General features: G+C 42.3%; 18 protein-coding genes. 6 read left to right on the forward strand and 12 right to left on the reverse strand.

Translation table 11 applies throughout. From position 1 onward, the window contains the following. On the forward strand, nucleotides 1-267 hold a 267-nt coding region (locus ACT3QP_RS04850), incomplete at its 5' end, for a hypothetical protein (protein ID WP_444524671.1). A gap of 45 nt (nucleotides 268-312) precedes the next feature. On the opposite strand, the gene ACT3QP_RS04855 is transcribed toward ACT3QP_RS04850, so the two are convergent. The 10 genes from ACT3QP_RS04855 to ACT3QP_RS04900 all read right to left on the reverse strand — a co-directional run bounded on the left by ACT3QP_RS04855 (nucleotide 313) and on the right by ACT3QP_RS04900 (nucleotide 12,038). After that, complete coding sequence (locus ACT3QP_RS04855) at nucleotides 313-1,866, reverse strand: PGAP1-like alpha/beta domain-containing protein (protein WP_444524672.1); 1,554 nt, start codon at nucleotides 1,864-1,866, stop codon at nucleotides 313-315. 253 nt (nucleotides 1,867-2,119) lie between these two features. Continuing rightward, nucleotides 2,120-4,366, reverse strand: a complete 2,247-nt coding sequence (locus ACT3QP_RS04860) for a PhoX family protein (RefSeq protein ID WP_444524673.1) — start codon at nucleotides 4,364-4,366, stop codon at nucleotides 2,120-2,122. 295 nt (nucleotides 4,367-4,661) lie between these two features. After that, on the reverse strand, nucleotides 4,662-5,315 hold the full coding sequence (locus ACT3QP_RS04865; protein ID WP_444524674.1) for a fumarylacetoacetate hydrolase family protein: 654 nt from the start codon (nucleotides 5,313-5,315) through the stop codon (nucleotides 4,662-4,664). 98 nt (nucleotides 5,316-5,413) lie between these two features. After that, nucleotides 5,414-6,139 carry an ABC transporter permease gene (locus ACT3QP_RS04870; protein ID WP_192992140.1) on the reverse strand — a complete coding sequence of 242 codons (726 nt, stop codon included), beginning with the start codon at nucleotides 6,137-6,139 and terminating at the stop codon, nucleotides 5,414-5,416. A gap of 12 nt (nucleotides 6,140-6,151) precedes the next feature. Next, on the reverse strand, nucleotides 6,152-6,886 hold the full coding sequence (locus ACT3QP_RS04875) for an ABC transporter permease (RefSeq protein ID WP_192520498.1): 735 nt from the start codon (nucleotides 6,884-6,886) through the stop codon (nucleotides 6,152-6,154). A gap of 453 nt (nucleotides 6,887-7,339) precedes the next feature. Next, the gene (locus ACT3QP_RS04880) at nucleotides 7,340-8,164 is read right to left on the reverse strand and encodes an ABC transporter substrate-binding protein (RefSeq protein ID WP_444524703.1); all 825 of its coding nucleotides are present in this window, start codon (nucleotides 8,162-8,164) and stop codon (nucleotides 7,340-7,342) included. A 185-nt stretch (nucleotides 8,165-8,349) separates the two neighbouring features. Next, nucleotides 8,350-9,240, reverse strand: coding sequence for a transporter substrate-binding domain-containing protein (locus ACT3QP_RS04885; protein ID WP_444524675.1), 891 nt, complete (start codon nucleotides 9,238-9,240; stop codon nucleotides 8,350-8,352). 48 nt (nucleotides 9,241-9,288) lie between these two features. Next, on the reverse strand, nucleotides 9,289-10,089 hold the full coding sequence (locus ACT3QP_RS04890) for a transporter substrate-binding domain-containing protein (RefSeq protein ID WP_444524676.1): 801 nt from the start codon (nucleotides 10,087-10,089) through the stop codon (nucleotides 9,289-9,291). Nucleotides 10,090-10,591: 502 nt separating this feature from the next. Next, nucleotides 10,592-11,389 carry an ABC transporter ATP-binding protein gene (locus ACT3QP_RS04895; RefSeq protein ID WP_192520501.1) on the reverse strand — a complete coding sequence of 266 codons (798 nt, stop codon included), beginning with the start codon at nucleotides 11,387-11,389 and terminating at the stop codon, nucleotides 10,592-10,594. A gap of 337 nt (nucleotides 11,390-11,726) precedes the next feature. After that, nucleotides 11,727-12,038 carry a hypothetical protein gene (locus ACT3QP_RS04900; RefSeq protein WP_444524677.1) on the reverse strand — a complete coding sequence of 104 codons (312 nt, stop codon included), beginning with the start codon at nucleotides 12,036-12,038 and terminating at the stop codon, nucleotides 11,727-11,729. Nucleotides 12,039-12,495: 457 nt separating this feature from the next. Here ACT3QP_RS04900 and ACT3QP_RS04905 point away from each other — a divergent pair, with 457 nt between their 5' ends. The 5 genes from ACT3QP_RS04905 (at nucleotide 12,496) to ACT3QP_RS04925 (ending at nucleotide 18,856) form a co-directional block, all read left to right on the forward strand. Then, nucleotides 12,496-13,788 carry a glutamate-5-semialdehyde dehydrogenase gene (locus ACT3QP_RS04905; protein ID WP_444524678.1) on the forward strand — a complete coding sequence of 431 codons (1,293 nt, stop codon included), beginning with the start codon at nucleotides 12,496-12,498 and terminating at the stop codon, nucleotides 13,786-13,788. Nucleotides 13,789-13,973: 185 nt separating this feature from the next. After that, entirely contained in the window at nucleotides 13,974-14,738 is a 765-nt protein-coding gene (locus ACT3QP_RS04910) for a ribonuclease domain-containing protein (RefSeq protein ID WP_444524679.1), read from the forward strand. A 1-nt stretch (nucleotide 14,739) separates the two neighbouring features. Continuing rightward, on the forward strand, nucleotides 14,740-15,120 hold the full coding sequence (locus ACT3QP_RS04915) for a barstar family protein (RefSeq protein ID WP_444524680.1): 381 nt from the start codon (nucleotides 14,740-14,742) through the stop codon (nucleotides 15,118-15,120). A gap of 89 nt (nucleotides 15,121-15,209) precedes the next feature. Then, nucleotides 15,210-16,484: a sodium/glutamate symporter gene (gene gltS / locus ACT3QP_RS04920; RefSeq protein ID WP_192992132.1), complete on the forward strand. Its 1,275-nt coding sequence runs from the start codon at nucleotides 15,210-15,212 to the stop codon at nucleotides 16,482-16,484. Nucleotides 16,485-16,807: 323 nt separating this feature from the next. Continuing rightward, the gene (locus ACT3QP_RS04925) at nucleotides 16,808-18,856 is read left to right on the forward strand and encodes a WG repeat-containing protein (RefSeq protein ID WP_444524681.1); all 2,049 of its coding nucleotides are present in this window, start codon (nucleotides 16,808-16,810) and stop codon (nucleotides 18,854-18,856) included. Between the two features lie 253 nt (nucleotides 18,857-19,109). Here ACT3QP_RS04925 and ACT3QP_RS04930 read toward each other — a convergent pair whose 3' ends face one another. Together ACT3QP_RS04930 and glyA are read right to left on the reverse strand one after the other, a co-directional pair. Then, nucleotides 19,110-20,648: an alanine/glycine:cation symporter family protein gene (locus tag ACT3QP_RS04930; RefSeq protein ID WP_444524682.1), complete on the reverse strand. Its 1,539-nt coding sequence runs from the start codon at nucleotides 20,646-20,648 to the stop codon at nucleotides 19,110-19,112. 536 nt (nucleotides 20,649-21,184) lie between these two features. After that, nucleotides 21,185-22,441, reverse strand: a complete 1,257-nt coding sequence (glyA, locus tag ACT3QP_RS04935) for a serine hydroxymethyltransferase (protein WP_444524683.1) — start codon at nucleotides 22,439-22,441, stop codon at nucleotides 21,185-21,187. Nucleotides 22,442-22,732 lie beyond the last annotated feature (291 nt).

Here is a 22,732-nt window from a genome sequence, read left to right on the forward strand (position 1 = left end):
ATTATTAAAATCACCTCTAATTTTTCGTTATATAATTTAGCATTTGAACAAACTGCGCTGGGTAACTACGCCCAAGATAATGATGAGACAGGTAAAACTATAAATACAATGCGAAGGATATTAATAGATATTTTAATACGTTGTCAGCTTTCTATTTATTATGAATCAATACATACAGGTATGGGTATGGAACAATATGGTTTTTATATTTTCAATCAAGACATAATTCTTTTAAGAAGTAATACTCAGACTATATCCATACCGTAATTATTAAACAGAGATTAACAGGTGGGATAGACTCGAAAACAACCTCTACACCGCCACATCCCAGCTCCTAGGATAAGAATATATCCGATCTTCACCCGTATAGTCGCGCTGACCATTATCCAGTAGCCACTCGACGACTTGCTCACGCACCCTTCTACTATGAATTAAATTGATATGGCTCACACCATAAAACACGGCTTTATGACCCTCTGGCACAAACAACGCATGCTCAGTATCATCTTCACCCAGCGCAGACGCTACCGATACCAGACCGTCACCTAACAAGTCCGTCATCTTAGAGTCATAATGCGTTTCAACCAAAGCACTCGCCGCAAAGTAGGTTTTGATGCCACTGGGCAAACCTGTAGGATGACGAAAGTCTTGCGGTAACACACTACGTCCCTCTAACGACTTCCAATCCACATCACGAATACTGCCATGACGCAGATCAATAATACCAGCGCTGCGCATATCCCCAAGCTTAGCAAGTGAACCGGCAAATGGTAATTTTCCGATGATTTCTTGCACATAATTGCCAATACGCTCTAGCACGGCGCCGTGATGTGGCGAGCCTAAGGTGATGAGGTTACCGACACGTTTCACCCAATCCAAATGATCTTGCTCACCATAAAACAGCGCGCTACGTGAGACCAAACCGCCCATACTGTGACCAACCAAATCTATCTGACTGATATGAGGGTTACGGTCGACCAAACCTTGTAACATTTGACAGAATTGTCGGCCGCTGTGAGAGATACGACGTCCTGTATTGTAATCGAGGTATAGCACAGTAGTATCTGGTTGACTGCGTTTGATTGCATCACCTAAGCCATCGCCCTCTTGCGATTGCCAGCTCAAATAGCTCATGCACAGACCATGGCATAAAATAACAACACGTCCTGATAACTCTTCACATCCTGCTGGTTCTTTAGGTGCTGATGGCTCTTCTTGTCCTAACGGTACTTCGCACTTTGGTATGCCCTCGCTATCGTATAGTATCATTGGCACAGCCAGTGGGTTTTTATTATTAACGAGATGATCACCCATGACACCGTTCAATACATTGACGAGCTTTTTTAATGCATCAGGCAGGGGCTGAACTTGTTTTTGCATAACAATACGCTGATAGACTCTCAGCACCGATGCCAGATTACCACCCACCATCAGCATAACCTGACGTACCGTGCCATAAATACGCCCAGTAATACCGTGTTGCCAATTGTTGATATGATTTTTATTGAAACGGCCCAAAGGACGTAAGATCACTTCGCGATGGATAGCCTCTACAATATCGGTCACCTCCACCACACCCGTAGTCGCCAGCTGTGCCAACCCTTCAAAAAACTCAGCCAAAGCAACTGGCTTCACCGTCGTTTTATGACCATCATCTGCCAATAGTTTCACCAGCTCATCCACATCGATGGCTTCCAGTTGATCTATCTGCTCATACACATCGCTGTGTGCTGGCATATCAGTCTTTGGGGCAAAATGCGCTTCGAGCTCATGACGCATACAAGCGTTACTACCAGTATTGCCATGGCTTATATGCTCATCATGACAACCATCAGGACTATTCATCACGTTGTTTATAACACTCATTGTATTGGCACATTTAGCAAAGAGGTAAGTTTCTATACTAGTCTTTAAACAGCATAAATAGAAGAAAATCATTGAGTTTTGCAGTGTATTTATTGTTAGAAAATATTGTTAGGAAGTGTTGATAGGTAGTTGATGTTACTTGTCTTTTTTTAATACTGAATCTAAAAAAATCCCAAGCCATTGCTTGAGATTTTTTATTAATGAATAAGTCAAGCTTACATCACTATCATTCGTTCTATATAGCGTCAATAATTTACGAGAACGACTCTGCTAATATCACATCACCATCATTTTTGGTGATCATTACCGTAGCAGATCGTGGTGTGCTACCGCCTTTGACGGCACCCCAAGCATTACCAGGATGCTGAATGTTGATAAACAAGGTTTTAAAATCTGGTGTCATAGTGATACCTGTCACTTCGCAACCTTCAGGGCCGACAAAGAAACGCTTGAGATTGTCATCAGTCGCGGCCAAGCCTAGGCGAGTATCCTGCCCTGTCGAAGCTGTTTTAACTGACCCATCATTAACCTTACCTGGCAGTGCAGCTAGAACCATACAATTAGTGGTATCTGTATACGCGCCGTCATCCGTCTGAATCCACAATACGCCGCGCGGGTCAAAAAACAAACCATCTGGAGAAGACAAATCATTATTGGCATTCAATCCTGATAGGTTTTCTGCAGACTTATCACTAGGTGAAGCAAATAGGTAAATGTCCCATTCAAAACTGGTGGCGGCATGGTCGCCATTGGTTTCAGCCCAGCGGATAATATGACCATTATCATTACCAGCAGCTTTACCATCCACGTCATAACTGCGCGGGTTACTGGCTGAAACAGGCTGATCGTCATCGACACCGCGGTTTTTATTATTGGTCAAGGTTACATACACTTCACCAGTAACGGGGCTGACCGATACCCATTCAGGACGATCCATCTTCGTGGCACTCAGCACATCAGCAGCTGCACGCGCAAATACTAATACGTCATCTTGACCATTAAATGGTAGCACGCTGTTGGTATTATCTAATCCGTTTTGACCATAAACCAATGGCTGCCATGTGCCACTGCCATCTTCGTTAAAGATTGCAACATATAGCGTCCCTTCGTTCATGTATTTGTCACCCGCTTTTAGGCCGCCACCGATATCGCTTTTTGACCACTTGGCTTTAGATACGAACTTATAAATATACTCACCGCGTGAGTCATCCCCCATGTAAAACACAACAGGGCGACCTTGCTTAACAGGCGCAAACGCACAGTTCTCATGAGCGAAACGACCCAATGCTGTACGTTTTCGCGGCATGGCGTTTTTATCAAATGGGTCAATTTCAGTGATATAACCAAAGGTATTGAACGCATTACGATAGTCATCCATAGCCGTTTTACCTGCGACGGTCATATTCCAGCGCGCAAATTCATCAGTCATGGTAGCGTCTGCTGCTTTGGGTGTATGCCACAAATAACCCCAAGTAGCATGATCTTCTTTTGCACCATAACGCTCACGGCCATAATTCTGAGCTGCGCTTAACTGGCTGGCATCTTTACCGCGAGCGAATACACCCAAGAAATTTTCTTCAGTGGTTAAGTAAGTGCCCCAAGGTGACAATCCTGCCCCGCAGTTATTATTGATGCCACGCGTTTTCATACCAGTGGGGTCAAATTTAGTCTTGACCAAATCAGAGCCAGCTACAGGGCCAGTCAGTTGTGAGGTTGTGCTGCTGGTGATACGGCGATTGTATTTAGAGTCGCGTACCATCTCATAACCCTTGCCGCTGTCTCGGCGTTTCATCTCGACCACAGAAACCCCATGACAGTTGACCTCACGGCGCACGTCAGTGGCTCGGCGAACTTCTTGAAAAATAGGCTCGGCGCTGCTGTCTTTTTTCACATCATAGCCAAATGGACTTAATTCCGCGCTGTTCACGTATTCATGATTCATGACCAACAAACCACTTTCGGAGGCTTTCACATCGTAATTGTTACCTGTTTTGCCAAAAAACCACATACCATCGTGGTTGTCACCCATACGCCAATCAAATGATTCAGCTGATTGCTCACGGTTGTCTTTCCAGTCCTCGATACCCGACATAAGCGGCGTACCCAATGGTAATATCATTTCTGCCTTGTAACCGTCTGCCACGCTCATTTCTGCTGCAGTCGAATGCGCCACGGCAGTGAATTTCAAGGTTTCTGGACGGCTTCGATCACCGTGTGCTGGCACAGCGGCATCATCACCATTACGAATGGTCATGGTGCTATTGGCGTCTTTAGTATGACCAACCAATGGCAAGGCACCAAAAAAGGCGGCAGCGGTTAATCCTGTGCCACCTTTTAATAAACTACGGCGGTTCAAGCGACGACTGATAATGGTTTGAAAATCCATATTATTGGTAGGATTAGAATCTTCTACAACTTCATGAGCCAAATTTTGCTTGTTATTTATTTGCTCATTATTGATTTGCTTGTTGTTTGCTTGCTTATTATTTAATAGGGTCATTATCAGTCACCTTGCTATTCGGCTGGATTGTCATAAAAAACATCATGGCATTGCTATTAACAGCGCCAAAAAAATATGAAGTAGCCGCTATCCTACTTAACATTCATGACAATATGTTGAACGTTAGATGACGGTTTAATGACACAGGTTTGACAACCTAGGTCTGATAGCACAGATTTGATAATAGGTTTTGATGATAAGACTTCACTGATAATAGAAAACAAAAAATCCCAAGTCATGACTTGGGATTTTTTATAGCAGAGGTGTGTTGAAAAGTTGCGTTTTAAAGGAGCAGTTATTCTACCACTGCGTGCCACTCATGCTCGCCTAACTTTAGTTTTAATCGATCACCTGCGTGCAATATACCAACACCGCTTGGCGTACCCGTCATAATCACATCACCTGCTTGCAAGCTAAACGCATGGCTGATTTCGACCAGTAACTCATATACCGGAAACAGCATCAAAGCACTGTCACCATCTTGTGTTAGCGTATCGTTAATATACAATTGATACTCTACGTTGCTAAAATCACCAAAGGCTTGTGGGTCGACCCAATCTGCTAACACACATGCACCATCAAAACACTTTGCACGCTCCCATGGTTGACCTTTTTCTTTAAGCTTGCTTTGCAAATCACGCAAGGTCAAATCCAACCCAAGTGTCACACCACCAATCGCTTGCTTGGCTTGCTCAATAGTAGCAGCACGCAAATCTGTAGATAGCTGAATACACAGCTCTGCCTCATAGTGTGTATCACCATAAGTTTCGGGATTTGGACGTAGAATGGTTTGGTTGGTCGAGTGATGAGCAATAGTCACCACTGATGAGGCAGGCTTCATAAATAGTATGGGTGTTTTAGGCACTTCGTTGCCCAGTTCGTGGGCATGCGCGGCATAGTTTCGGCCAACGCAAACCACTTTACCAATCGCAGTAGATGACTGACTCATAATAAGCTCTCACAATAATGATTATTGTTGATAGTTATAAGCCTTTCATACAAAGATATCAATAGCCATTACGTGCAAAAAAAACATTAAACATAGAACTACGGAATGGTTCGGGTGGTGACATCTGGTGGCACATAAGTCATGTAGCGATTAAGCTTTCTTTCAAACAATCTAAAGCTGAATAAAATCACCCATGACAACAGAAGATACACAATACCAGCAGCAAAGAACAGCTCCATCAAAGTATAAGTACGAGCGCTAATCGTACGTGCGACACCTGTGATATCCATCAAGGCAATAGTGGAGGCCAAGGCACTACCTTTTAGCATAAAGATAACTTCATTACTGTAGGCTGGAATCACGATACCAAAGGCACGAGGCAAGGTAATACGTGTAAGCTTTTGCCACTTTGACATGCCAATTGCATCAGCTGCTTCAAGCTCGCCCACAGGAATGTTCTGAATCGCACCACGAATGATTTCTGCCAAATAAGCACTGGTATTTAGCGTGAAGGCAATAATGGCACACCAATACGCTTGGCTAAGCACAGGCTCCCACAGAAACGACTCACGCACAGCCTCAAACTGACCCAAGCCGTAATAAATCAGGAATATCTGTACCAGTAGCGGCGTACCACGAAAAAAGAAAATATAAAGAAACGGAAGTACTTGTACTAGCCAATTTTTGGATAGGCGTAGCAATGCTAAGATCAAACCGAAAAACAGTCCGATAATGCCTGAAATCACAACCAGCTGTACAGTCAGTACTGCACCACCTAGTAAGTCAGGGATATGGTCAAAAATGACCTGCCAATTCCAATCCATAGTAGCTCTCCTCTATCCTATGGTCGATTGACTGTGAGTTGACTGACGGCTCAGCTTTTTAGCATAGCGTGCTGCTGGATTGGCACGCCATTCAAGCCACATCATAAAGCCAGTAATCAACATGGTCAGACCCAAATAAATAATCGCGGCGGCCATATAAAAGGTAAACGGCTGCTGCGTTGACTGCGCGGCACGTGAAGACTGATACATAATATCTTTGAGACCCACGACTGAGACCAACGCCGTATCTTTGAGCAACACCAAAAATAAATTGCCCAATCCTGGCAACGCAATCTGCCATACTTGCGGCAAAGTGATGCGATAAAACGTCTGAAATGGACGCATACCAATCGCTTGCGCTGCTTCACCCTGTCCTATCGGTATCTCTTGAATGGACATGCGAAAAATTTCAGTCGCATAAGCACCAAAAGCGATAGACAGCGCCATGACGCCACCCCAAAAGGCACTAATCTCAACATATTCGTTATAGCCGAATTTTTTGAGAATGGTCATCAGCAGCATTGAGCCACCGTAATAGATAAACAGCACTAGCAGCAACTCAGGAATACCGCGCATAGTGGCTGTATATACCGTCGCAAGCTTACGTAGCAGCCAGACATTAGACAGCTTGGCAGTGGCACCGAGCAACCCCAAAGCCATACCAATGATTAAACTGGTTACAGCGAGCTTGATGGTGACGGTAGCGCCGCTTAGTAATAGCGCGCCAAATCCTTGTAAATCAAACACAATTATCCACTCAGTCTCTTTATATTAGCAATTTGCAAAATATGAGTTAAAAGAATCAGCATCAATGGCTGAACGCTGCCAACAATTATATTTTATACCAAATCAGGTATAAGCACTTTGCATCATATATCGATGTCAGAGAGATACAATCATTGCAACGAAAATTGACACAGTAGAAATGAGCGCTGATTTTATCATATTCGCTGCAAACTATGTTAATACTCACATGTAAAGGCAGCACCTAAATAGGCTCTTATCGTCTAAAAAAAAGACATAACTGGGCATCATTTCGCAAACTACACAGTCAACATTAGCAGTAGCAAACTATTTTTTAGAAAAATAAAAAAAGGGTATCACCATGATGGTCATACCCTTTTTACTGATTAAACTATCTCAAAAGCCAACTCATTAAATGCGATTGCTCTAACGGTTGCTTTACTACATCACCGATAATTACTCAACAGAATCTGCTGTCGTAGCCGTCTCAGTAGCTTCTGTAGCACTAGCTTCTGGTATCCCAAAATACTTTTGATTGATCTCATCATAAGTACCATCAGCTTTGATATTAGCCAATGCTTGGTTAATCTTCGTTTGCAACTCATCGCCTGGACGTACCGCAATGGCAAAGTTGTCATTGATATCAATCTCTTCACCTTTGAGCGCATACTGACTGCCTGACGTTGAGCCAAGCCACTCTAGTGCTGGCAACTTATCAGATACCATCGCATCAACACGGTTGGAACCCAAATCCAAAAACGCATTACTCAGCGTATCATAAAGCTTCATATTAGCGTCTGGGTAAGTCTCCTCAAACCATTGCGAAGAAATGGTTGAGCGTTGCGCCGCAATAGAGTTTGTATTGATATCATTACTATTACTGGGATCAAAACTGCTGTCTTTTTTGGCTAAAAAAACCAACGTATTGCTAAAGTACGGCTCTGTAAAGCTGACTTGTTGCTCACGCTCAGGGGTCACAGACATAGCGGCGACGATAGCATCATATTTACCTGCTTTTAGACCGGGAATGATACCGTCCCAATCTTGTGCAATAATCTCACAAGTCATTTGCATATCATCACAGATAGCGTTGGCAATATCTATATCAAAACCACCAAGCGTGCCATCGGCATTGGTATAGTTAAAAGGCGCATAAGCACCTTCAGTACCAATACGCAACACTTCACCTGCGGTGTCTGCCTCAGTAGCAGTTTGATTGACATTATCATGAGCATCATCTTGACCGTTGCTACAGCCAGCTAAAGTTAAAAGCGCAGCCATCGTCACAAAAGGTACTGAAAATCGTCGTGCCTTGATATTGCTGATGGCTGATGCGTTCGAGATAGCATTGTGTTGGTCAAATTGCTTATTCATGATCATCCTTGATGATTTGTTTATCAGGTAGTACTCATCCCTGTTCATCAAAAACCATAAAACAGAGATGAGCAATGTAAAGCGCAGCAATATTAATTTGTTGCTTGCTCTTCCTCAGTAACCATCACATCGGTGTCCTCAGTAGCCACTGCTTCTTGCGCTGCAGCTGTTGAGCTAGTACCAAAATAGCTGCCCGTGATTTGATCATAAGTACCGTTGTCTTTTAGCTCAGCCAATGCTGTGTTAAATTTAGCGACTAATGGATCACCTTTACGGAATGCAATACCCATCGCATCATCATCAGTGCTGATCTCGTCACCTTTGATTTCGTATTCTTTGCCTGCATCGGTTTTGAGCCAATCGTTACCAGTTACTTTGTCAGACATCATCGCGCGCACACGACCTGAAGTAAGGTCTAAATACGCATTGTCTTGCGTGTCATAAAGCTTGATTTCAGCTTCAGCATGTTCGTCTTGCAAGTACTGTGCAGCGACTGTTGAGCGCTGTGCAGCAACAGGCTGAGTGTTCAAATCAGCAACGCTGATATCGTCGCCTTTTTTACCGATCAAGATAATGCCAGTATGAAAATACGGCTCACTAAAATCGACCACTTCTTTGCGCTCAGGTGTGATAGACATACCAGCAATGGCTGCATCAAATTTTTGTGCATTCAGCCCTGGAATCAAACCATCCCAATCTTGAGAGATCACTTCACAGTCAGCTTTCATTTGAGTACATAAGGCATCAACCAGCTCAATCTCGTAACCAATCAGCTTGCCATCAGCGTCTGTATAACTAAATGGTTTATAGCTTGATTCGGTAGCGATTTTTATACTTAGTGGTGCTTCAGCCGTGGTATCAGCAGTCGCGTCTGCTTCTGGCGTTGCACTATTATTACAGCCTGCCAACATAAGCATTGCCGCGCTAAGCGGTGCTAGCCACAATGCTTTTTTGCCCATTGATGATGTCATTGAAATTGTCATTTTTACTATCCTTTACTATATTGGTTTATATTCTCTAGACACACAATTTTATTGGCCAAAATTGGCTTGTTCTAAACGCGCTAACTCACCGTTACTACGGATTTCGCTAAGCGCTTTATCAAACTCTGCTTTGAGTGCATCATCTTTGCGGACAGCAATGGCAATATTGTCATCGTTATCAATTTCATCACCGACGATACCAAAGCCTTCTGAGTTATCTACTAACCATGATTTTGCAGAGACTTTTTCAGCCAATACCGCATCACTACGACCAGATTTTAGGTCTAAATAAGCATTATCATAATTATCATATAACTGTACGGTATTGCCGTCTTTACCTTCATAGTTATCTTGTAGATAAGCCCCAGGCGTGGTTGAGCGTTGACCACCAAGCGTTACGTTTTCAATCGCCATAGGATCAAAGCCACCATTGGTATCTGTCAGCCATACCATTGTATTCGCAAAATATGGTTCGCTAAAATCCACTTTTTCTTGACGCTCTGCCGTAATCGACATACCAGCGATAACAGCGTCGTACTTCTGCGCTAATAGACCTGGAATAATACCGTCCCAATCTTGAGCCACAATTTCACATTTGGCTTGCATTTGATCACATAAAGCATTGGCAACATCGATATCAAAGCCGGCCAAACTGCCATCAGCATTGGTATAGTTAAAAGGAGGGTAAGCACCTTCGGTTGCAATACGAATGGTCTTGTCAGCCGTTTCTGCTGCAGGGGCATCAGCACTGGTATCGGCAGTTTCATTGGCAGGTTGACTACAAGCACTCAACATCAATGCTGCGGTAACGGTCATCGACGACCATAATAGGCGAGAATTCGACATCATACATTCCTTAAATTCTAATGGGTTTTACATAAGTTTTTGACAGGATTTTCTGACTTAGGGTTCTGATATTTTGTTCTCTGACGTCCCTGACAGACAAGCAATATAGATAGCAGAATAGATAGACAGGCAACCGTTATTATTGACCACCTATGAACCTTTCGATAATACCTGAGTAAAATATCAAAAACAAACGTTTTGCATACGGACTGTTATTATTGAGTAATAAATGGTTTACGATATTTACGTAACAGTAATTTTCGTAGCCAACATGACAACAGGATGATAAACGCTTTACCACCCTATTGTTTGAATAGATGCATTGGATAGGCTAAACACTTATAGACATAGATACTTATAGACACAGATATTTATAGACATAGGTACTTATAAACCAAGTATTCGCAGGCTAGGTATTTATAGGTTAAATACTCATAAACACGCATTATTAATCGTTAAAATATTTTGAGACAGTGATTACTTAATACTTAGTTTGGATTAATACCTAGTTTGGACGATGTGACGCCATAAAGTCTTTAACACGCTCGGAGGTAGGATTGTCAAAGACTTGTTCAGGAGTGCCAATTTCTTCAATAACACCTTGATGTAAGAACACCACCTTACTTGATACTTCACGGGCAAAACGCATCTCATGCGTGACAATAAGCATGGTGCGACCCTCTTCTGCTAGCTCACGCATGACTGCGAGCACTTCGTTGACCAGTTCAGGATCTAGAGCAGAGGTTGGTTCGTCGAACAATAGCACTTGCGGCTGCATAGCAAGGGCACGAGCAATAGCAACACGCTGACGTTGACCACCTGACAAGTTCGCTGGGTAAGCGTCCTTCTTATCAAGCAGGCCCACTTTATCAAGCAGTTTTTCGGCATCGCTAATGGCTTGGGCTTTTTTAATTTTTAAGACCTGCGTGGGCCCTTCGATAATGTTTTGCAAAATCGTTTTGTGTGGCCATAGGTTAAAGTTTTGAAAGACAAATCCCACGCGCGCACGTAAGCTTTCTAATTGCTTCGTATCTGCTGCTTGTAGTTCGCCTGACTTAGCGGGCTTTAGCATCAGTTCGTCATCACCAATGATGATACGGCCTTGGTTAGGCTGTTCAAGCAAATTAATACAACGCAACAAGGTTGACTTACCTGAGCCAGATGAGCCCAAAATCGAGATAACATCACCATCATATGCGGTCAGGGAGACCCCTTTTAGCACTGCCAATGAGCCATAGCTTTTATGGATGTCTTGTAAATCTAAGGCGATAGGCCGAGTCGGATTTTTTTCAATATCAGGCATGGTTTAGCAGACTTCCAATAAATATGAATGAAAACACGAATAAAAATGCGGTATAACACATAAGCGGCAACTCAGCTTATATAGTCAAACAAAGCAAAAAAGTGACATATTGTCTCTTATTCCACAGTAAAAAGGCAAACGCTGTGTTTAACCAATAAGCCAATAAGCCAATAAGCCATTAACTATGCATCACTAAGTAGTTGACATAAAAAAGCCCAGACCGCATTTACAGCGCTGAGCCTTATTTTATCACTTTAGCGAACGAGGCGTTGCCTTATCTGTTTAAAGCATGTTCATTGGTAACTACTTAGTCAGTCGATTAGTCAGTCGAGACGTACTAGTAAGTCGAGACATGCTCTTCGCTCTCGGTACCGTCTAGCATTTCTGTATCATCTGCAGTCGCTACTGCAACATCATCGTTCTCACCCACTGCCATATCCTCATCAGCACTAGCAATCGCTATATCATCAGCATTACTGGCAGTAGTCTCTTCTTCTACCGCTGTTTGTGCATCAGCTGTTGGCTCAGTTTCCATAGGTGCCTCATCTTTACCACAGGCACTCAATGCCAACGTCGCTGCAACTAAGCCAATCACTAGCCAGCTTTTGGGCATCTCGCCTTTTTTGATATAATTATTTAAAATAGCCATTTTAATACTCCGTCCATCGTAATTATTTATACTTTTAAAAGTTATGCTCTTGAAAGCTATGCCTCTAAAAGTTTTAACCTTAAACTCACTATACTGATGATTGGTCGTGACTACCTTAGTACTTACAACGCATTTCTGTTGAAAGCATGTAATGATATATTTGTTTTTTCGCCGAGATTTAACAAACGATAAGTCATGACCGTACTCGAACAAAATCAGTAAAGCAGCATAAAACAATGCTCATATATACCTTATAAAACAAATGCTGTTCACAAAATCAACTTTACTATCGACCTCATCTACTCTATGTTAAATAGCATAATGACCTATCGCTATTTAAATGGGCATTCAAAACTTCTTTTTTTTTGCGACATTTTCGCCTTTTTAGGTACTTTTACCTATATAAAATTGGGCGCCTTTATTTATAGAAACCTGTATTACATAAGGAAAGTAATTTATGAGTCAATTGGATATTACGACCTATATGCAGTCTGTCGGCAAGCAAGCAAGAGCTGCTTCTCGCACACTCGCTGCGGCCAACACTGGTGATAAGAACTCGGCACTCATGTCCATTCATGATGAGCTAGTCAATGCCAAACAAGACATTTTGGCTGCCAATAAAATCGACATGGAAAACGGTCAAAACAACAACCTTGATAGCGCACTCCTTGATCGCCTTGAACTAAATGAAGCGCGATTCAGCGGTATGCTCCAAGGACTTAAAGACGTTGCTGGTCTTCCTGATCCTATTGGTGAAGTCACTGACATGACCTATCGTCCATCTGGTATTCACTTGGGTAAAATGCGTGTGCCACTGGGTGTGGTCGGTATGATTTATGAGTCACGTCCTAACGTAACACTAGAGGCGGCATCATTGGCGCTTAAATCAGGTAACGCCATTATCTTACGCGGTGGTTCTGAGGCCTTTGAATCTAACCAAGCCATTGCCAAATGTATCAAACAAGGGCTTAGTCATACAGATCTATCTGAGCACAGCGTACAGGTTTTACAGACAACAGATCGTGCTGCCGTAGGCGAGCTCATTACCATGACTGAATATGTCGATGTTATCGTGCCACGTGGCGGTAAAGGTCTGATTGCACGTATCAGTAATGATGCCAAAGTCCCTGTCATCAAGCATCTAGATGGTAACTGCCATACCTTTATCGATAGTGATGCAGATGCTGAGATTGCCATCAAAGTCAGCGTCAATGCCAAAACGCATCGCTACGGTACTTGTAATACGATGGAAACACTATTGGTTGATGAAGCAGTCGCTAATGCGCTATTGCCTAAAATTGCAGAAGCTATTGTAGACGCCGATAACGCCATGCAACTACGCCTTGATGACAAATCACAAGCTATTCTAAATCAAAATGCTAAACTTGAAGGTCATCTATCAGCTGCAACCTCTGATGATTGGGATACCGAATACCTAGCGCCTATCCTAGCGATAAAAATAGTGGCAGGGATTGACGAAGCCATCGAACATATCAATACGCATGGTAGTCATCATACCGATGTCATCATTACGGATAACTATACCAAGTCACAGCGCTTCATCCGTGAAGTCGATTCGGCAAGCGTGATGATTAATGCTTCTAGCCGTTTTGCCGATGGTTTTGAATATGGTCTCGGCGCTGAGATTGGTATCTCAACGGACAAAATCCATGCGCGTGGCCCTGTCGGGCTAGAAGGTCTGACCTCACAAAAATGGATCGTCTATGGTCATGGCGAGACGCGCGCTTAACTTATAGCGTATTGACTCAACTTAGCACTTATCTGCTGACTTACCGTATAATTCACAGACAGCATAATCCACAAAAAACGTCAGCTCGATTGCTGACGTTTTTTTATTAGAGATGAATATGTTATATAAGCGGCGCAACCGTAATTTTGCACCATAACACAAACATGCGATAGGAAAGTAGGCTCATGCAGAGTGGCAGAATCAAACATTGGAATAAAGACAAGGGCTATGGCTTTATTGACGTAGACAACCAAAGTGAAGACGTGTTTTTTCATATCAGTACCGTACGATTATCACAGCCCATCGCAGAGGGACAATCCGTTTACTTTAATAGCAAACGTAATGAAAAAAACCAATTGCGCGCAACAGAAGTGACGTCTACTAACCTCAGTCTTCAAGACAGTGTTGAAAACAGTAATGAAACGAGCCTTCCTAAGCATCACTCGAATAACAATAATACAAGCACACAAAATACGCATAACAACCAAAATACTCGCCAGCACAATAGCAATCGAAACAAAAAAAGCCCACTATCTACTTTATTTAGCCTCATCGCTATTATCGCAGTCGCGTTTTATTTCTTTGATGATATAAAGTCGACTGCCTTTTCGGATAGCGCAGCGCCCACCGCTATATCTCAAAATTCATCAGGCGGCTCAAATTCAGCGCCAGCCTCTTCCGTCACGGGTGACGCACAAATAGATAAGACCATCATGCTGATCAAGCAAGGTGGGCCATTTCCTTATCCCAATAAAGATGGCACCAGCTTTTACAACCGAGAAGGTAGGCTACCTGCCCAGTCTCAAGGCTACTATCGCGAATACACCGTACCCACTCCTGGCGTATCACACCGCGGTGCAAGGCGTATCGTCACTGGTGGCAATCCACCGACGGTCTATTACTTAACCGTTGACCATTATGACAGCTTCAAAAAATTGGACGTAAAATAATATGAGCCAAGCCATTCACTACCTTAATCAAAACTGCAAACAACATAACGAACAAGACAGTAACCAAAACGGTACAGCACTAAACGCTAGCGTTCCAACACAGGCTGTTAACATAGTCATCGATGACATACTGAACAAGACAACACTATTAACAAGTTTAGGATACGCCTGTGATTTTCCCAGCTACTATTCACACAACTGGGACAGTGCATGGGATTGCTTAACAGACAGCGATGTTACCGACTTAACGTTAGATCTAACAGCTATCAAAAAAATAGATACAGAAGATTTTAATACCTTCAAAAGTATCATCGAAGATGCTTATAGAGATTTTGGCCAGCCAACGTTATGGGTGATCATGCCATCTACAAATAACACTTAGTCGATCATCATTAGACAAACCTGAATTCGAGATAAAGCCATATTTATCTCAAATTCAGGTTAATTTATTTTTATAGAAAGGATTAACCCATGGAAATTACCCTAAATGGTTATTACACCCTAATCTTTGCCACCTTGGTGCTATTGCTTGGACGATTTTTGGTCAAAAAAGTTAAATTTTTAGAAGATTTTAATATTCCAGAGCCAGTAGCAGGTGGTTTGATTGCTGCGGTTATCGTGTACGCCCTTAACTTTTTTTGGGGCTATAGCTTTAATTTTCATCAAGGGTTACAGACAGCCACCATGCTGATGTTCTTTGCCTCTATCGGTCTGAGTGCTGATTTTGGTCGATTGAAAGCAGGTGGCACACCCCTACTGATATTCACTATTGTGGTATCAGTATTTATTATATTGCAAGACGCCGTTGGCGTAACCATGGCCAGCGCATTAGGGCTTGACCCATTGCTCGGACTGGTTACAGGCTCTATCGCTTTAACCGGCGGTCATGGTACAGCTGGCGCATGGGGCGCTGTATTAGAGCAAGAGTATGGTGTGGTTGGTGCCACTACCCTCGGTATTGCCGTGGCTACTTATGGTTTGGTCGCAGGTGGTATCGTTGGTGGTCCTGTTGCTCGCAGATTGATCAACAAGCTTGGCTTAAAACCCGCACCCGCTAATATGAATCCAAGCGACGTCGAAAAACTCGCTGGAGAGCAGTCCTTATACAGTACCAAACACAGCGAAAACGATGATAATGGCACTCAGGAAATGTTTGAGAAACCTGATAACATTCGTCTGATTACCGCCTCATCAACCATTGAAACCTTAGCCTTATTTGCAGGTGCATTAGCATTTGCTGATTTGATGACATTGGTTGCCGAAGGAACCTCATTTGAGCTACCTACCTTTGTATGGGCGCTAGCAGGTGGTGTGATTTTGCGTAACTCATTAACCATGATTTTTAACTTTGATATGTTTGACCGCGCCATTGATGTGATTGGTAATGCGTCATTGAGTCTGTTTTTGGCGATGGCATTGTTATCATTGAAACTGTGGGAACTAACAGACTTGGCAGGCCCTGTACTCATAATATTACTGGTACAGACGTTTGTGATGATTCTATACGTTTACTTCATCACCTTTAAAGTGATGGGTAAAAACTACGACGCTGCGGTACTATCGGCAGGTCATTGCGGTTTTGGTATGGGTGCAACGCCAACCGCGATTGCCAATATGCAGGCCGTCACAGATCGCTATCTACCCTCGCCTAAAGCGTTCCTAATCGTACCGATGGTTGGCGCTTTCTTTGTCGATATCGTCAATGCGACAGTATTGCAGATATTTACTAAATTGCCGTTTATGTAGGCTACTTGGTAAAAATTTAGACTGCATTGATGTGAATAAGCCCCGATTATATTTTTATAATCGGGGCTTTTACTTTCTATACTTTAACGTTACTTATCGGAGCTAATACCAAGCCCAAATTTTCAACCTTTCCTCAATACCAAAATCCCTTTATCAAAATTAATTTATATAGCCCTACTTCTATGGCATCTTTTCATTTAAAAATGGTGATAAGTTGTAGTAAAGCCAAACATACAATTGACTCAGATACGCCTATATATTTCTCTGGACTTAATTCAGTCACCCACCTATTATCAAACTAATGACGACTATTGCAGATTCTTATGAGTTCAAACCTTACTTTACCTAAACTACCTATTCTCCTCGCTCTAGCGACAGTATTCTGCGCTGTATCAACTTGGGCAAATGGCTCATCGACTGAGATATGCCAGAAACCTCCTGTAGCAGGCTACGACAGCGTTGATTGCTTAAGCGAAGGACTTGCTGTCGTTATACGCTCTACCTTTGAACGTCCATATTTTTATCACAAACATGGTTATATTGATACCTCAGGTCAAATCGTGGTGCCGCTACAATATGATAAGGCTAGATCTTTTCAAGAAGGGCTCGCAGCTGTCGCGACATCTCGCCCATTGGCAAATATAGTCATTCTATATAAATGGGGCTTTATCAATAAAAATGGCGAAATTATTGCTCCACTGCAATATGAAAATGTTGGATCTTTTTCTGAAGGCTTAGCTAGGGTTGAGAAAAACAGCAACAGCGGGTTTATCAATCAAACTGGAGAGGAAGTCATCTCATTACAATATAGTCAAGCCAGCTCTTTTTCTGAAGGCGTGGCAAGCGTTCAAAAAGGTGATAAATGGGGTTTTATTAATAGAGCTGGAGAGATTGTTATCCCTATCCAGTATGACTATGCAAACTCTTTTTCTGAGGGGTTAGCCCTCGTCGAAAAAGCTGGAAAATATGGCTTTATCAATAAACAGGGCGATGAAATCATCCCTCTACAATATGGTTATGCAACCTCTTTTAGCGAGGGTTTAGCTATCGTATCAATGACAGAATACTATCCGTCCTCAGAGGATAATTATGGATTTATTGATAAGAAAGGAGATTTTGTCATTCCAGAGAAGTATGATCATGCTTACTCCTTTGATAATGGTGTAGCTCGGGTGGTCAAAGGAGACAAATGGAGTCTAATAGACCCAAGTGGCAATAGAGTCACCTCTACAAAATACAGTGCTATTGAAAGTTTTAACGAAGGGCTAGCACGTGTTGAGAAGGATGATAGATTTGGCTTTATCAATAGATCAGGATACGAGGTTATACCCGTAGAATACGATTATATGGAGAGCTTCGATCAAGGATTAGTCATCGTCACTAGAGAAGAAAAAGAAGGTGTTATAAATAATACAGGAAAAGTCATTGCACCCGTGCAGTTTGACCATATCTCCTACACTGCCGACGGTATCATACATGTCTCTCAAGCAGATAAACATGGATTCATCGATAGATCAGGCACTGTTATTTCACCCCTACAGTACGATGAGGCCAGTGTATTTATTGATGGTTTAGCACGGGTTAAAAAAGACGGCAAATATGGCTTTATTGATAGAACTGGCAACGCTGTTATACCTTTGCAATACGAGGACGCCTTAGACTTTAGTGAAGGCCTTGCTGCAGTTACCAAAAACGGTAAATCAGGTTTTATAAATACTACGGGAGCTATCATAATCCCTCTACAGTACGATGATGCTTGGCATTTTGATAAAGGTGTAGCGCAAGTCGTCAAAGAAAATAAGGTCGGACTTATTAACACATTAGGCCAAGTTTTAATTCCCTTCGAATACGATTATATTGATACATTCAAAGAAGGTTTGGCTCCAGCCCAAAAAGAAGGGTTATGGGGCTTTATTAATGCCAAAAACAAAATAGTGGTACCTTTAAAATACGATAAGGTTGAGCATTTTACTAGTGGTATGACCCTCGTCACCAAAAATGCTCAGGTAGGCTTGGTAGATAAACTGGGTAAAGAGATTGTGCCAGTACAATTTAATGATCTTAAGTTTTTAGATTTAACGTATATTAATTTTTTGGATGAAGCTCTGACAGGTGCTACGACCTTTAAGTTGGAAGATGAGCAAGGTAACCCTATAACTGTAGCAGACAACAAAACGAATTTTTTAGAAGATAGTCTATGGTACTTTGAAGGAGACATCACCAATGTGACACAAGATGCTCAGTTAGGGTATCTCGAGAATGACATCGCCATTATTCCGCAGAATCAAGGCGCTATAAAGCCTTTCAGTAAAGGCATCATACTTGTCAAAAAAGAAGGTAGTATATTTTATATCAAAGCAGAAGTGAGCTGACCACAAAAAAACCGCCTAGCACACGCCAAGCGGTTTTTCTTTTGACCAACTCTTAATCAGAGCTGGCTAAATCAGTACAGAGTTAAGCTTACTGATTTTTTCGTAAACTGGTAGTTCTGCACAGATAGCTTCTACCTAAAATTTAATAGCTATCTAGCAAATAACGAATACTAGCTATCGAAAAGCCCGCTAAAACTCATCTTAGCGGGCTTTTTTAATCATCAAGTTATAATAGAACGTTCAATCAAACAGCTTATTTATATTTCTTAATTTCACCACTCTTCACACGAGCAACATAGGATTGAACTTCTTTTTTCACAATTGGCATCAAGAAGTATAGACCGATGATGTTAAAGATAGCCATAGCGAACAGAGCCGCATCTGAGAAGTCGATAACGAAGCTAAACTGTACGATAGTACCGATAACGACGAAGACCAAAAAGATAAGCTTGTATATCATCTCGCCAACTTTACCTTCACCGAATAGGTAAGTCCAAGCTTTTAGACCATAATATGACCATGAAATCATCGTTGAAAAGGCGAACATGATCACAGCTACAGCTAGGAAATACTGGAAGATTGGCGCTGTTTGCATAAATGCGGCACGGGTTAGCTCTACACCAGTGATTGCTTGCGTTTGCAAGTTTGCGGCAGTGTTTACGCCAGATATAGTAATCACCAACGCTGTCATAGTACAAATGATGACGGTATCAATAAAAGGCTCTAGCAAGGCTACTAAACCTTCAGTAGCAGGCTCATTTGTTTTTACCGCTGAGTGAGCAATAGCGGCTGAACCAACACCCGCTTCGTTAGAGAAAGTCGCACGTTTCAAACCTTGAATCAATGCACCAATAAAACCACCAGCAACACCAGCACCAGTGAAAGCACCAACGAAGATCTCTGTAAATGCCGCACCGATAAGGTTATAGTTTGCAACCAGTACGATGACTGCCATCGTGATATATAACAAAGCCATAAAGGGTACGACTTTTTCGGTAACGGTTGCGATGCGAGGCATACCACCGATGATGACCGAACCGACTAACACCGCTAAGACAATACCAAAGAATATACTGTAATCAGTAGGAATCGAAAAAGTAGAGCTCATGACTGCGAAGGCTTGGTTACCCTGAAACATATTACCAGCACCAAAAGTCGCCAATATAGTCATAAGAGCAAAGCCAACCGCTAAAACTTTACCAAATCCGCCCATACCACGTTCAGCCATACCGCGGCTCAAGTAGTACATAGGTCCACCGGATACGGCACCAGAGGGCAGTATCGTACGATATTTTACACCTAACGTACACTCTACAAACTTAGATGCCATGCCGAACAGGCCAACCATGATCATCCAAAAGGTAGCACCAGGCCCACCAATGGCGAGTGCTGCACCCACACCTGCGATATTACCCAGACCAACGGTACCCGATAAAGCAGTCGCTAAAGCTTGGAAATGACTAACTTCACCTTCTTCTTTGACAGCGGGGTTAGGATCGGTATATTTACCTCTGACAATATCTAGAGACAACCCTATGAGGCGAAATTGAATAAACCCAAAGTAAAAAGTAAATATGAGTGCGGCAACTAACAGCCAACCTACGATGAGTGGAAAGCTGACATCGCCAAGAGGTACTGAAAAGAAAATAAGATCGACGAACCAGCCAAATATATTGGCCATAAAGCTATCGAGACCAGCGCCAAATGCTGCGAGACCTGATTGTTGTTCTGCTGCTTGCGTAAGAGTAGTACTAAGTAACAGTATCGTTGCGACTAAATATTGTTTTTTCATATAAATTCCTTTAGTGAAAATAATATTTATATAATCATTTACAGCGATACTGACACAAAGTGTAACTATTTATTATACTTTGTATCAGTATTATTACTAAAAGTTCAATATCGACTATATACTAATATTTTTATATAAACAAAAAAATTTACATGTTTTTCTCAATTAAACATTAACTTAGCTCGTTAAAACCGATAGCCGAACTCGGTCAAGCTCACTATAATTACCGAAAAATGTCGGTAGTATTTTTTAGTATAAACAACGGACTTAAATATAATCAAAAGCGCTAAATGACAATATCAACATAGGTTTGCGTTAGATGATCTAATACTCATAGAGAGTAATATAGCCACTCCACTACAAAAGTATTACAGCGTTAACCTCGCTTGAAGTATCACATATACATCTACACTTGGTTGTCTTGTACTACTTTTAAATTGAATCGACTACAGCAAAAAAACCGCCTAGCAAATGCTAAGCGGTTTTTTGTTATACAACGCTTAATAAGCGCCGTCTAAATCATTACAGATTCAAGCTTACTGGTTTTTTTCGTAAACTGGCAATTCTGCACAGATCGCTTCTACTTTACCGCGTACTTCAGTAGCGACTGCTTCGTCACCACGGCTGTCTAATACGTCACAGATCCAACCTGCCAACTCGCCCGCTTGCGCTTCGTTGAAGCCGCGAGTAGTAATCGCTGGTGTACCGATACGGATACCAGAGGTTACGAACGGAGATTTTGGATCGTTTGGTACGGCATTTTTGTTCACAGTGATGTGAGCTTCGCCAAGCCATTTGTCTGCTTCTTTACCCGTCATTTCTTGCTTAACTAGGCTGATCAGCATTAGATGGTTTTCAGTACCGCCAGAGATGACTTCATAGCCGCGCTCTTGAACGACTTTTGCCATCGCTTTAGCATTTTTAACCACTTGCTGCTGATAAGTAGAGAAGTTGTCTTCCAACGCTTCTTTGAAACAAACCGCTTTAGCAGCGATAACGTGCATCAATGGGCCACCTTGGTTGCCTGGGAATACAGCAGAGTTTAGTTTCTTGGCCAGTACTTCGTCACGAGACAAAATCATACCTGAGCGTGGACCACGTAGGGTTTTGTGCGTGGTAGTAGTGACCACATCAGCGAATGGTACTGGGCTTGGATAAACTCCACCAGCAACTAAGCCTGCAACGTGAGCCATATCTACTAACAGATAAGCGCCTACTTCGTCCGCGATATCACGGAAACGCTGCCAATCGACCACTTGTGAGTATGCCGAAAAACCAGCAATAATCATTTTAGGCTTGTGCTCACGTGCTAGAGCGTCTACTTGGTCATAATCAATCAAGCCAGTGCCATCTACCAAGCCATACTGTACGGCATTGTAGTTTAGGCCTGAAAAATTGATGTGTGCGCCATGAGTTAAGTGACCACCAGCATCTAGGCTCATGCCTAATACCGTGTCGTTTGCTTCTAGCAATGCTAAAAATACTGCTGAGTTTGCTTGGCTACCAGAATGTGGCTGAACGTTCACACACTCTGCACCGAACAACTCTTTAGCACGGTCAATGGCCAATTGTTCTACAACATCCACATGCTCACAACCACCGTAATAACGCTTGCCAGGATAGCCTTCAGCGTACTTGTTGGTCAGATCAGTACCTTGCGCTTCCATCACTGCTTGTGAGCAGTAGTTCTCTGAAGCGATAAGCTCGATGTGGTTTTCTTGACGAACGCTTTCTGCGGCCATCGCTTCAGCGAGTACTGGATCAAAACTTTGAAGAGAGATATTTTTAAACATATTGATGTCCTATTTAGTGTCTGTAATGAAAAGTGTCTGGAATTAAAGAGGCGCGATTACAAAGTCAGTATTAAAAGGGCGCGATTAAAAGGCAGCCAATATTAAAGCGGCTAATGACGTTCAGCCATACTCAATATTAGGCATGCGGTATCTTCGTCATTGCTAGCGCAAGTGTATCATGAAACGTAATATTACAAACGCAAAAAAGCTCAGTTTACCCTGAGTAAATCACATCAAGTAGCCATTTTTTAAACGGTTATCAATCATACCCATTTCTATAAAAATTGATAA

The organism is Psychrobacter sp. AOP7-B1-24 (genome assembly GCF_052376215.1).
Taxonomy (GTDB): Bacteria; Pseudomonadota; Gammaproteobacteria; order Pseudomonadales; family Moraxellaceae; genus Psychrobacter.